Origin of the sequence: Sulfitobacter sp. HI0129 (assembly GCF_001635395.1) — a bacterium.
Lineage (GTDB): Bacteria > Pseudomonadota > Alphaproteobacteria > Rhodobacterales > Rhodobacteraceae > Sulfitobacter.
Genome location: NZ_LWGH01000521.1, coordinates 1 through 11,152, shown reverse-complemented (window position 1 = coordinate 11,152; position 11,152 = coordinate 1). Strand labels below are relative to the sequence as shown.

Genomic DNA, 11,152 nt, shown 5'->3' with positions numbered 1-11,152 from the left:
TCTATGTATGAATGCCACTGAGAATGAGTCTAGACAAGCTTCTAAAGAACAAGGTTCTAAAGATGCCTTGACCCTCTCCCCGATCCCCCCTAACAGACCCCATCGGCAAGGCCCCGGATTCGTCCGGGGCTCTGTCTTTGTTCGCAAGGACATCCATCACGGGGACCTTCGGGGCCCTTCATACCATAGGCGGGGGCGTGCCCTCGTCGTCAGCTAAACGGAAGACAGACAACATGGCACTCAAGTCGTACAAACCGACGACGCCGGGCCAGCGTGGGCTGGTACTGATCGACCGTTCGGAGCTTTGGAAAGGCCGCCCGGTCAAAGCCCTCACAGAGGGTCTGACCAAGAATGGCGGACGGAACAACACCGGACGGATCACAATGCGTCGCAAGGGTGGGGGAGCCAAGCGCCTCTACCGCATCGTCGATTTCAAGCGCAACAAGCTGGACATGTCCGCTGTAGTCGCGCGGATCGAATATGACCCGAACCGGACCGCGTTCATCGCGCTCATTCAATACGAAGACGGCGAGCAGGCCTATATCCTCGCGCCGCAGCGCCTGGCGGTGGGTGACAAGGTCATCGCCGGCCAGAAGGTCGATATCAAGCCGGGCAACGCGATGCCGTTCTCCGGCATGCCGATCGGTACGATCGTCCACAACATCGAGATGAAGCCCGGCAAGGGTGGTCAGATCGCACGGGCGGCGGGCACCTATGCCCAGTTCGTCGGTCGCGATGGCGGCTACGCCCAGATCCGCCTCAGCTCGGGCGAGCTTCGCCTCGTGCGTCAGGAATGCATGGCCACCGTCGGTGCCGTCAGCAACCCCGACAACTCGAACCAGAACTACGGCAAGGCCGGCCGCATGCGTCACAAGGGCATCCGTCCTTCGGTGCGTGGTGTGGTCATGAACCCGATCGACCACCCGCATGGTGGTGGTGAAGGCCGTACATCCGGTGGTCGTCACCCGGTTACTCCTTGGGGTAAGCCGACGAAGGGTGCCAAGACCCGTAACAAGAACAAAGCGTCCAGCAAGCTCATCGTCCGCTCGCGCCACGCCAAGAAGAAGGGGCGTTAATCAATGGCTCGTTCAGTATGGAAAGGTCCTTTTGTCGACTCTTATGTCCTCAAGAAGGCCGAAGCATCCCGCGAAAGCGGCCGCAGCGAAGTGATCAAGATCTGGTCGCGCCGTTCGACGATCCTGCCCCAGTTCGTGGGCCTGACGTTCGGCGTCTACAACGGTCACAAGCATATCCCAGTCAACGTCAGCGAAGACATGATCGGTCAGAAGTTCGGTGAGTATTCGCCGACCCGGACCTATTACGGTCATGCCGCCGACAAAAAAGCGAAGCGGAAATAAGCCATGAGCAAGGATAAGAATCCCCGCCGCGTGGCCGATAACGAAGCGATGGCGAAACTGCGCATGCTTCGTACCAGCCCGCAGAAACTGAACCTCGTCGCCGCATTGATCCGTGGCAAGAAGGTGGACAAGGCCCTGACGGACCTGACCTTCTCCAAGAAGCGGATCGCGCAGGACGTGAAGAAATGCCTTCAGTCCGCAATCGCGAACGCCGAGAACAACCACAATCTGGACGTTGACGAACTGGTCGTCGCCGAAGCCTATGTCGGCAAGAACCTGATCATGAAGCGTGGTCGTCCGCGCGCCCGTGGCCGGTTCGGCAAGATCGTGAAGCCGTTTTCCGAAATCACGATCAAGGTGCGTCAAGTCGAGGAGCAAGCCTGATGGGTAACAAAGTAAATCCGATCGGTATGCGCCTGCAGGTCAACCGTACCTGGGACAGCCGCTGGTATGCCGACACGAAGGACTACGGCGATCTTCTGCTCGAAGATCTGGCCATCCGGTCCTTCATCAAGGAAGAGTGCAAGCAGGCCGGCGTGGCCCGCGTGATCATCGAACGCCCGCACAAGAAGTGCCGCGTCACGATTCACACGGCCCGCCCGGGCGTCATCATCGGCAAGAAAGGTGCGGACATCGAAGGTCTGCGCCAGAAGATCGCCAAGATGACCAAATCCGATCTGCACCTCAACATCGTCGAGGTTCGCAAGCCGGAACTGGACGCACAGCTGGTCGGCGAAAGCATCGCCCAGCAGCTTGAGCGCCGGGTTTCCTTCCGTCGCGCAATGAAGCGTGCCGTTCAGAATGCCATGCGCATGGGTGCACTCGGTATCCGGGTCAACCTCGCCGGTCGTCTGGGTGGTGCTGAAATCGCGCGGACGGAATGGTACCGTGAAGGTCGCGTGCCGCTCCACACACTGCGTGCGGACATCGATTACGCTCATGTCGAAGCGATGACGGCCTATGGCATCATCGGCATCAAGACATGGATCTTCAAAGGCGAGATCATGGAACATGATCCGGCCGCGCGGGATCGCAAGGCGCAGGAACTTCAGGATGGCCCGGCACCTCGCGGTGCAGGCGGTCGTCGCTAAGGGGGAATGACGGATGCTACAACCAAAACGCACTAAATTCCGCAAGCAGTTCAAAGGCTCCATCAAGGGCCTGGCCAAGGGCGGTTCCGACCTCAACTTCGGCACCTTCGGCCTGAAGGCGCTGGAGCCCGAGCGGGTGACTGCGCGCCAGATCGAAGCGGCACGTCGTGCCATGACGCGTCACATGAAGCGTCAGGGCCGTGTCTGGATCCGGATTTTCCCGGATGTGCCCGTGACCTCCAAGCCCGTCGAAGTTCGTATGGGTAAAGGTAAGGGTTCGGTCGACTTCTGGGCCTGTAAGGTCAAGCCCGGTCGCGTGATGTTCGAACTGGACGGTGTTGGCGAAGACATCGCACGGGAGGCGCTGCGCCTTGCCGCGATGAAGCTGCCGATCAAAACACGCGTCGTCGTTCGCGAAGACTGGTAAGTCGCATCGTTTGACGCCGCCAAGGCGTCAAACGTCATCGAAATTCAGGGCCTCCGCCGGTAACGGCGGGGGCCTTTGCGTTTGGCCGACCGAGACGAAGGTGCCCCCCGGGTACTGGTGAAAACCCTAGACAAACGCCAGCGGTGCGGTGACCCTTCGGACATGCGCCTTTCATTGCCAGTACTCTGCCTGTCCATTGTGACCACCGCCGCCTCAGCGCAGCAGTGCACTGACGATGCCATGCTTGTTTTCGACGGGTCCGGCTCCATGGCCGAGATGGGCTTTAATCAGATTGGCGAGCCCCGCATATTCGAGGCGCGGCGCGCCGTTGCGACGGTCATGCCGCAGGTGGCGGCGGACCGGCGCATCGGGCTTTTGGTCTATGGGCCGGGTAGCGTCGATCCCTGCGGGGGTGTGAAGTTGCATTTCCCTCCGGTTCAGAATGCAGCGGATCGTTTGATCGGCGCGGTCGACGCCCTGTCGCCGGAAGGCAGCACGGCGCTTACCGCCGCGGTTGAAATGGCGGCGGGCGTTTTGAAGTATGAGGAGCAACCGGCGACCATAGTTCTGGTGACAGACGGGAAGGAGACCTGCGGGGGGCAGCCCTGTGCACTGGCCGCAGACCTGTCGGCCGAGGGGCTTGCAACCACGGTGCATGTGATCGGCTTCAAGGTGCGCGGTGATTATTTCGCATGGGGCAGCCAAGGTGCCAGCGATTATGTCGAGGCGGAGCCGGTGGCACGCTGCCTTGCGGACCGAACGGGCGGCACCTACTCCGGTGCCGAGAGCCTCGATGAACTGATCGCCGCCCTGCGGGTAACCTTGGGCTGTAACGTGCTGTTCTAGCGTCGGTGTCTGTCAGCCCCAACCGTAGTTGAATGACACGGAGAGGCGATCATCCTCGCTCATGTTCATGGGCACTTCGTGACGCAGCCAGCTTTCCCAGAGCAGCACATCGCCAACTTTCGGCGCGACATAGGCAAAGGTCTTCAATTCCTCCGGGGCATCCTTCCTGCGGCCCGGGGCTGCCATCATCATCGGCAGACGGGGGTCTTCGAACTTGATGGCGCTGGCCCCGTCCGGCATCGCGACGTAGGTGGTGCCCGAGATCACGGAATGGGGATGCAGGTGCCCTGTATGTATTCCGCCCTCGGGGAGGATGTTGATCCAGAGCGAATCCAGCGTGAGCTTCTTGTCGCCAAGATCGAAGGCGAGATCGCGGGCGAAGTCAGCCACATGGGCGTCGAGCGCCTGAACGAGGTCCGCGAAAATCGGGAACCGGTAGGGCAGGTCACCGAGCGATGCGTAGGAGGTATAGCCCGGGTAGCCATGGTCCTCCGACCACTGTTGACCGGCCGCGTCATCCTCCGCGATGGAATAGCAGGACGCCTCGAACTCGTCCGCGTCGATGGTGGGGCCATGGGCCGATAGCCGGGCGTGGTAGAGGCGGGTGGCGAAGAGGGTTCTGACCTGTGACATGCTCGGCGTTTTAGCCCAGCCTGCATGGCAAGGCGAGGGCTCTTTGCGCTTGTGGTCGGCCCGGGGGCAGGCAAGTGTCGGGCATGGCAAAGGGCGACAGATATATAGACGCGGGCGGGGTGCGTACCCGTTACCGCGACCTGGGGCAGGGGGAAGTGCCGCTCGTCATGCTGCATGGGCTCTCCGGCTCGCTCGAAGATTGGGGCGGGGCGGCGGATGCTCTGGCCCAGCAGCGTCGTGTCATCGTCTTCGATCTTCTGGGCTGTGGGCGCACCGACAAACCGCGCGGGGCGAGCTATGCGCCGGAGGAGATGCGGGACCACGCAATCGCGGTGCTCGATGCGCTCGCACTCGACCGGGTGGATATCAACGGATGGAGCATGGGAGGGCGCATCGCACTGGACCTTGCCCATGTCGCACCGGAACGCGTCCGACGTCTGGTGCTGACGGCTCCCGCCGGGATCGGTCCGGACAGCATCGTCGATCTGCGCGGCGGCCCGCTGCCGGTGCTGCGTGAGGCGACGAAACGGCCCGCCGTGGCGGGCTTTCGTATCCTGCGCAATGCGCTGCGTCAGGACCGTGGTGCGGAAACGTTGCGTCTCGTGGGGCGTCGGCTGGGCATGGCGGCGGACCGGCGCGCGCGCATGGCTTTCGCCGCGCAATTGCGGTCCTTCATGAACGCGCAGGGGTTTTCTGCGGGGCCCCGGAAGGCGCTGCTGCAACGGCTGCCTGAGATTGATGTGCCCACATGCGCCATCTGGGGGCGGCGGGACATGTTCGTACCTGCAGCACATGCGTCGCTACTGCAGGCGCGCATGCCACGGTGCGAGGTCGTCCTGCTGGATGGGTGCGGGCACATGCCACAGCTCGAGCGCCCTCGCGCCTATGTCGTGGCGATCGAGCGCTTTCTTTCGGAGGCCCCTGCAACCGATGGTAAGTCGGTCCCCTAGCCCGAAAGACAAGGGGGTTGCGCCCCAGAGGGAACGGACCTATACGGCGCACTTCACCCCACTCCACCGGGAATCAGGGTAACGCGTGACGCGGCCCGCCGGTGATGTTGAAAGGAAAGCGGCGATGAACGCCAAGGAACTGCACGACAAGACGCCGGATCAACTCCGCGACGAGCTTGTGAACCTCAAGAAAGAATCCTTCAACCTGCGTTTCCAGCAGGCCACCGGACAGTTGGAAAACCCCGCACGCATCCGCGCCGTGAAGCGTGATGTCGCGCGTGTGAAGACCATTCTGAACCAGAAAGCCGCAGCCGCGGCATCGACCGAACAAGGAGCCTGATCCATGCCCAAGCGTATCCTGACAGGCACTGTCACATCCGATGCCAACGCCCAGACCGTCACCGTTTCGGTCGAGCGTCGCTTTACGCATCCGGTTCTGAAAAAGACGATCCGGAAGTCCAAGAAATACCGCGCCCACGACGAGAACGACCAGTTCAAGGTGGGCGATACCGTGCGCATCATCGAATGTGCGCCGAAATCCAAGACGAAACGCTGGGAAGTGTTGACCTCGGAAGCTGCCGAGGCGTAAACGCCTGCCATTAATCGAAACCCTGGGGCAAGGGCCGCATCGCCCCCCAGAAGGTCGGGAGAAACCAAATGATCCAGATGCAGACCAACCTGGATGTTGCTGACAACAGCGGCGCGCGCCGTGTTCAGTGCATCAAGGTTCTGGGTGGTTCCAAGCGTAAATACGCGTCCGTCGGCGACATCATCGTCGTCTCGGTCAAGGAAGCCATCCCCCGCGGTCGTGTGAAAAAGGGCGACGTCCGCAAGGCCGTCGTTGTTCGCACCGCCAAGGAAGTTCGCCGCGACGATGGCACCGCCATCCGCTTCGACCGCAACGCGGCCGTCATTCTGAACAACAACAACGAGCCGGTCGGCACCCGTATCTTCGGGCCGGTGGTGCGTGAGTTGCGCGGCAAGAACTTCATGAAAATCATCTCGCTCGCTCCGGAGGTGCTGTAATCATGGCTGCAAAACTTCGCAAAGGCGACAAGGTCATCGTTCTGGCCGGCAAGGACAAGGGCAAGACGGGGAACATTTCTTCCGTTGACCCGAAGTCCAACAAGGCTGTCGTTGACGGTGTGAACATCGCGATCCGCGCCACACGCCAGTCGCAGACCTCGCAGGGCGGACGCATCCCCAAGGCGATGCCCATTGACCTCAGCAACCTCGCGCTCGTCGATGCCAACGGCAAGGCGACCCGCGTCGGCTTCAAGATGGACGGCGACAAGAAAGTCCGCTTTGCCAAAACCACAGGGGACGTGATCTGATGCTTGACGATGCAAACTACACACCCCGCCTGAAGGCGCAGTACCGCGAAAGCATCCGGGCCGCGCTGAAGGAAGAGTTCGGCTACACCAACGAGATGCAGATCCCACGTCTCGACAAGATCGTGCTGAACATCGGTTGCGGTGCGGAAGCTGTCCGCGACAGCAAGAAGGCGAAATCGGCTCAGGAAGACCTGACCGCAATCGCCGGCCAGAAGGCGCTGACCACAGTGGCAAAGAAATCGATCGCGGGTTTCCGTGTTCGCGAAGACATGCCCCTGGGTGCCAAGGTCACGCTGCGCGGCGACCGCATGTATGAATTTCTCGATCGTCTGATCACGATCGCAATGCCCCGTATCCGTGACTTCCGCGGCGTTCCGGGCAAGAGCTTCGACGGTCGTGGCAACTATGCCATGGGCCTGAAAGAGCACATCGTGTTCCCCGAGATCAACTTCGACAAGGTCGATGAGACATGGGGAATGGACATCGTGATCGCCACGACGGCGAAGACCGACGCTGAAGCGAAGAGCCTGTTGAAGCATTTCAACATGCCCTTCAACTCATAAGCGCGGGGGAGATTAGATATGGCTAAGAAATCCATGATCGAGCGCGAGAAGAAGCGCGAAGCAATGGTCAAGAAGTATGCCGCCAAGCGCGCGGCGCTGAAGGACATCGTCAACGATGAAAGCAAGCCCATGGAAGAGCGGTTCCGCGCTTCCCTGAAGCTGGCGAAACTGCCCCGCAACTCGAGCGCCGTGCGCCTGCACAACCGCTGCCAGATCACGGGCCGTCCGCATGCTTACTATCGCAAACTGAAAATTTCGCGGATCGCGCTGCGGGATCTCGGCTCTGCCGGTCAGATCCCCGGCATGGTCAAGTCGAGCTGGTAAGGGGGCGCATCAGATGAACGATCCTATCGCAGATATGCTGACACGCATCCGCAACAGCCAGTTGCGCGGCAAGTCCACCGTCATCACGCCCGCGTCCAAGCTGCGCGAGCGGGTGCTGGAGGTCATGGCCGACGAGGGCTATATTCGCGGATACGAGATGACGACGGGCGCCGACGGCCACCCCGCCATCGAAATCAGCCTCAAGTACTACGAGGGCGAACCTGTTATTCGCGAGCTGAAGCGGGTCTCCAAGCCCGGTCGTCGCGTCTACATGGGCGTCAATGACATCCCGGTTGTCCGTCAGGGCCTGGGCGTGTCGATTGTCTCCACCCCCAAGGGTGTGATGTCGGACGCAAGCGCGCGCAGCCAGAATGTCGGCGGCGAAGTGCTCTGCACCGTATTCTAAGGGGAACGATATGTCTCGTATTGGTAAAAAACCCGTAGAACTGCCTTCCGGCGTCTCGGCTTCCGTTTCGGGCCAGACCATTGAAGTGAAGGGCCCCAAGGGCACCCGCAGCTTCAAGGCGACGGATGACGTCACCATGACCGTGGAAGACAATGTCGTCAGCATCACGCCGCGCGGCAAGTCCAAGCGTGCACGCCAGCAGTGGGGCATGAGCCGCACGATGGTGAACAACCTTGTCACCGGCGTCACCAACGGCTTCCGCAAAGAGCTTGAAATCCAGGGTGTGGGCTATCGTGCCCAGATGCAGGGCAACACGCTCAAGCTGAACCTCGGTCTGTCGCATGACGTGGACTACACGCCCCCCGAGGGCGTCACCGTCACCGCGCCGAAGCAGACAGAAATCGTCGTGGAAGGTACGGACGAACAACTCGTAGGCCAGGTGGCCGCGAACATCCGCGCGTGGCGCAAGCCGGAGCCCTACAAGGGCAAGGGCATCCGCTACAAGGGTGAGTTCATCTTCCGCAAAGAAGGCAAGAAGAAGTAAGGACGCAACAGATGGCAAACAGCAAAAGACAACTGTTTCTGAAACGCCGCCTGCGCGTTCGGAACAAGCTTCGCAAGGTCAACGCCGGGCGCATGCGCCTCAGCGTGCACCGCTCCAACAAGAACATCAGCGTTCAGCTGATCGACGATGTGAACGGTCGTACTCTCGCTTCTGCCTCCTCGCTGGAGAAGGAGCTGGGCGTTGTCGGCAAGAACAACGTCGAAGCGGCCGGCAAGGTCGGTGCGGCAATCGCCGAACGCGCCAAGAAGGCGGGCATCGAAGAAGCCTACTTCGACCGGGGCGGCTTCCTGTTCCACGGCAAGGTGAAAGCCCTTGCCGATGCAGCCCGCGAAGGCGGTCTGAAAATCTGATGTTGCAGGCGGCCCTTCGGGGCCGTCTCGATGATCCGGGGGCCGTTCTGGACCGCTCACCGGGATCGAAGAAATGGCACGCCGTGCCGAACCGAAAGGACGCCAGATGGCAAGAGACGACAACCGCGGGGGCAACCGCCGCAATCAACGCGACGAGAACCCCGAATTCGCCGACCGTCTGGTCGCGATCAACCGTGTTTCCAAGACCGTGAAGGGCGGTAAGCGTTTCGGCTTTGCCGCGCTCGTCGTGGTCGGGGACCAGAAGGGCCGCGTAGGCTTCGGCAAGGGCAAGGCCAAGGAAGTGCCGGAGGCCATCCGCAAGGCGACGGAGCAGGCCAAGCGCCAGATGATCCGCGTTCAGCTGCGCGAAGGCCGCACACTGCACCACGACATGCACGGTCGCCACGGCGCCGGCAAGGTCGTCATGCGGACAGCGCCGGAAGGTACCGGTATCATCGCCGGTGGTCCGATGCGTGCCGTTTTCGAAATGCTGGGCGTGAAGGACGTGGTTTCCAAGTCCATCGGTTCGCAGAACCCCTACAACATGATCCGTGCGACCATGGATGGCCTCCGTAAGGAGCAGTCCCCCCGTGCGGTGGCCCAGCGTCGCGGCAAAAAAGTCGCCGACATCCTCTCGCAGCCCAAGATCGACGAGCAGAGCGACATTTCGCACAACAGCCCGTCCGAATCCGCGTCTGCCCAAGCTGACGCCTAAGGAGATCTCGACATGGCCAAGACTATCGTGATCAAGCAGATCGGCTCCCCGATCCGCCGCCCCGCCAAGCAGCGTGCCACGCTGATCGGCCTGGGCCTGAACAAGATGCACCGCACGCGGGAACTGGAAGATACGCCTTCCGTGCGCGGCATGATCAACTCGATCCCCCACATGGTGGAGATCGTCGAAGAGAAGGGCTGAATTGCTGTCCGGGCCCTCGGGCCCGGCAAAGGCTCCAGTGGAGCCTTTGAGGAATTCACGGCGGAGCCCCGGGCTTCGTGAATATGAGCGCCCCGCTGGAAACAGCGGGGCGCTCAGTTAATCAATGAGACAATGTTATATTAACGCTGATTTTCTCAGTTGGAATACCGAGCATACTTGCGGCTAATTTCTTCACTCCCTCTATAGCTCTACTAAGTTCGTCCTTATCATCGTCACCAAGCTCGCGTTTTTCGGATAAGCGCTCATCAAGTGTGCCGAAGCTAATTAGTTCTATCGTATGTGCGGCAATCGCTTGCCCTTCAAAGCCGGATCCAAAAAACCGTAAGCCCTCTTCTTTCTTGGGGCTGAGCCACACAGGTATATGACCTTGTCCCGCCTCGTTAAGCTTTTGATAAGTTGTTTCAAAAGCGTCCATTATCGTATTTTGATTGAAAACTAGAATTCGAGCTTGACCTTCATCGTCGGGGTCGACGTGTACGTATACAACACGATCTACCTCAGAAAGCAGTTTCCATTGCCCGGCGTCTGATCGACTAAATGAAATTCTCCCATAAGCGCGAGTTAGTTTTACTGCATAGCGTAAAGTCGTGCCATCTTTCTGGACTTCTAACCTCGAAAGCTTCGGCACCCCAGAGCCTGACGAAACGTCTTGAACCTCATTTCTTGAAGAGCCTGAGACGTCTCGAACCTCATAATACTGCTGCAACCATTCGAATACATTTTGCCTAACAAGAGCATCGCTCATTTTCATATCGGACTCATTTCACCCTTCAATTTCACTGAGGGTTAAATGATATTTAACTATAATTGTCAAGGGTAAAAACCATCTCAGCATTTTACCTTGTAGGTTAAATACGTATCATATAGATAAAGCCGTAGGGACTCCCGTTTTGGTGTCCGCCCTTGAACCATTTCGGATCCCCGTCTATACGCCCCCGGTAGCCCCATGGGCTCCACAGAATCGAAACGCCGCGTTTGCCCGCTCCCGTCGCTGGGGGGTATATCCGGCAGAAGGAGAAGCGACATGAAACTGCACGAACTTTCCGACAATCCCGGCGCCGCGAAGAAGCGGATGCGCGTTGGCCGTGGTCCCGGCTCCGGCAAGGGCAAGATGGGTGGCCGCGGTATCAAGGGTCAGAAGTCCCGCTCGGGCGTGGCGATCAAGGGCTACGAAGGCGGCCAGATGCCGCTCTATCAGCGTCTGCCGAAGCGTGGCTTCAACAAGCCGAACCGCAAGGAATACGCCGTCGTCAACCTGGGCCTGATCCAGAAGTTTATCGACGCGGGCAAGCTGGATGCGGGTTCTGCCATCGACGGTGCTGCACTGGTCGCCTCTGGCCTCGTGCGCCGCGAGCGTGACGGTATCCG

21 protein-coding genes are annotated in these 11,152 nt (G+C 60.2%); 19 read left to right on the top strand and 2 right to left on the bottom strand.

The genetic code is table 11. From position 1 onward, the window contains the following. Positions 1-233: 233 nt before the first annotated feature. The 6 genes from rplB to A3764_RS14250 all read left to right on the top strand — a co-directional run bounded on the left by rplB (position 234) and on the right by A3764_RS14250 (position 3,722). The gene (rplB, locus tag A3764_RS14275) at positions 234-1,076 is read left to right on the top strand and encodes a 50S ribosomal protein L2 (protein ID WP_067924337.1); all 843 of its coding nucleotides are present in this window, start codon (positions 234-236) and stop codon (positions 1,074-1,076) included. 3 nt (positions 1,077-1,079) lie between these two features. Beyond that, positions 1,080-1,358 carry a 30S ribosomal protein S19 gene (gene rpsS, locus A3764_RS14270; RefSeq protein WP_067924335.1) on the top strand — a complete coding sequence of 93 codons (279 nt, stop codon included), beginning with the start codon at positions 1,080-1,082 and terminating at the stop codon, positions 1,356-1,358. 3 nt (positions 1,359-1,361) lie between these two features. Continuing rightward, positions 1,362-1,742, top strand: coding sequence for a 50S ribosomal protein L22 (rplV, locus tag A3764_RS14265; protein WP_067924329.1), 381 nt, complete (start codon positions 1,362-1,364; stop codon positions 1,740-1,742). Next, positions 1,742-2,449 carry a 30S ribosomal protein S3 gene (rpsC, locus tag A3764_RS14260; protein WP_067924327.1) on the top strand — a complete coding sequence of 236 codons (708 nt, stop codon included), beginning with the start codon at positions 1,742-1,744 and terminating at the stop codon, positions 2,447-2,449. Before rplV ends, rpsC begins: the two co-directional genes overlap by 1 nt. Before the next feature lie 13 nt (positions 2,450-2,462). Further along, positions 2,463-2,876, top strand: a complete 414-nt coding sequence (gene rplP / locus A3764_RS14255; protein WP_067924324.1) for a 50S ribosomal protein L16 — start codon at positions 2,463-2,465, stop codon at positions 2,874-2,876. Between the two features lie 240 nt (positions 2,877-3,116). Then, positions 3,117-3,722: a vWA domain-containing protein gene (locus tag A3764_RS14250; RefSeq protein ID WP_082850955.1), complete on the top strand. Its 606-nt coding sequence runs from the start codon at positions 3,117-3,119 to the stop codon at positions 3,720-3,722. 12 nt (positions 3,723-3,734) lie between these two features. On the opposite strand, the gene A3764_RS14245 is transcribed toward A3764_RS14250, so the two are convergent. Next, complete coding sequence (locus A3764_RS14245; protein WP_067924182.1) at positions 3,735-4,355, bottom strand: TIGR02466 family protein; 621 nt, start codon at positions 4,353-4,355, stop codon at positions 3,735-3,737. A gap of 83 nt (positions 4,356-4,438) precedes the next feature. On the opposite strand from A3764_RS14245, the gene A3764_RS14240 reads away from it, so the two are divergent. The 12 genes from A3764_RS14240 to rpmD all read left to right on the top strand — a co-directional run bounded on the left by A3764_RS14240 (position 4,439) and on the right by rpmD (position 9,763). Further along, positions 4,439-5,305, top strand: coding sequence for an alpha/beta fold hydrolase (locus A3764_RS14240; protein ID WP_067924180.1), 867 nt, complete (start codon positions 4,439-4,441; stop codon positions 5,303-5,305). 124 nt (positions 5,306-5,429) lie between these two features. Then, positions 5,430-5,645, top strand: a complete 216-nt coding sequence (gene rpmC, locus A3764_RS14235) for a 50S ribosomal protein L29 (RefSeq protein WP_067924177.1) — start codon at positions 5,430-5,432, stop codon at positions 5,643-5,645. Positions 5,646-5,648: 3 nt separating this feature from the next. Beyond that, positions 5,649-5,894, top strand: a complete 246-nt coding sequence (gene rpsQ / locus A3764_RS14230; protein WP_067924176.1) for a 30S ribosomal protein S17 — start codon at positions 5,649-5,651, stop codon at positions 5,892-5,894. Positions 5,895-5,962: 68 nt separating this feature from the next. Further along, entirely contained in the window at positions 5,963-6,331 is a 369-nt protein-coding gene (rplN, locus tag A3764_RS14225; protein WP_025045929.1) for a 50S ribosomal protein L14, read from the top strand. 2 nt (positions 6,332-6,333) lie between these two features. Next, positions 6,334-6,639, top strand: coding sequence for a 50S ribosomal protein L24 (gene rplX / locus A3764_RS14220; protein WP_067924173.1), 306 nt, complete (start codon positions 6,334-6,336; stop codon positions 6,637-6,639). After that, positions 6,639-7,202 carry a 50S ribosomal protein L5 gene (rplE, locus tag A3764_RS14215; protein ID WP_067924170.1) on the top strand — a complete coding sequence of 188 codons (564 nt, stop codon included), beginning with the start codon at positions 6,639-6,641 and terminating at the stop codon, positions 7,200-7,202. The genes rplX and rplE overlap by 1 nt, the downstream gene beginning before the upstream one ends. Before the next feature lie 18 nt (positions 7,203-7,220). After that, complete coding sequence (gene rpsN / locus A3764_RS14210; protein ID WP_067924169.1) at positions 7,221-7,526, top strand: 30S ribosomal protein S14; 306 nt, start codon at positions 7,221-7,223, stop codon at positions 7,524-7,526. A gap of 13 nt (positions 7,527-7,539) precedes the next feature. Next, positions 7,540-7,932 (top strand): 30S ribosomal protein S8, encoded by a 393-nt coding sequence (gene rpsH / locus A3764_RS14205; protein ID WP_067924167.1) that lies wholly within the window; start codon positions 7,540-7,542, stop codon positions 7,930-7,932. Between the two features lie 10 nt (positions 7,933-7,942). Next, on the top strand, positions 7,943-8,476 hold the full coding sequence (gene rplF / locus A3764_RS14200; RefSeq protein WP_067924165.1) for a 50S ribosomal protein L6: 534 nt from the start codon (positions 7,943-7,945) through the stop codon (positions 8,474-8,476). Positions 8,477-8,487: 11 nt separating this feature from the next. Continuing rightward, positions 8,488-8,847 carry a 50S ribosomal protein L18 gene (gene rplR, locus A3764_RS14195; RefSeq protein ID WP_067924163.1) on the top strand — a complete coding sequence of 120 codons (360 nt, stop codon included), beginning with the start codon at positions 8,488-8,490 and terminating at the stop codon, positions 8,845-8,847. Positions 8,848-8,953: 106 nt separating this feature from the next. After that, positions 8,954-9,562, top strand: coding sequence for a 30S ribosomal protein S5 (gene rpsE / locus A3764_RS14190; RefSeq protein WP_067924161.1), 609 nt, complete (start codon positions 8,954-8,956; stop codon positions 9,560-9,562). A 12-nt stretch (positions 9,563-9,574) separates the two neighbouring features. Then, positions 9,575-9,763 carry a 50S ribosomal protein L30 gene (gene rpmD / locus A3764_RS14185; RefSeq protein WP_067924159.1) on the top strand — a complete coding sequence of 63 codons (189 nt, stop codon included), beginning with the start codon at positions 9,575-9,577 and terminating at the stop codon, positions 9,761-9,763. Positions 9,764-9,884: 121 nt separating this feature from the next. On the opposite strand, the gene A3764_RS24720 is transcribed toward rpmD, so the two are convergent. After that, positions 9,885-10,535 (bottom strand): hypothetical protein, encoded by a 651-nt coding sequence (locus A3764_RS24720; RefSeq protein WP_150120775.1) that lies wholly within the window; start codon positions 10,533-10,535, stop codon positions 9,885-9,887. 273 nt (positions 10,536-10,808) lie between these two features. Between A3764_RS24720 and rplO the strand changes: the two genes are divergently transcribed. Then, on the top strand, positions 10,809-11,152 hold a 344-nt coding region (rplO, locus tag A3764_RS14180), incomplete at its 3' end, for a 50S ribosomal protein L15 (RefSeq protein ID WP_067951699.1).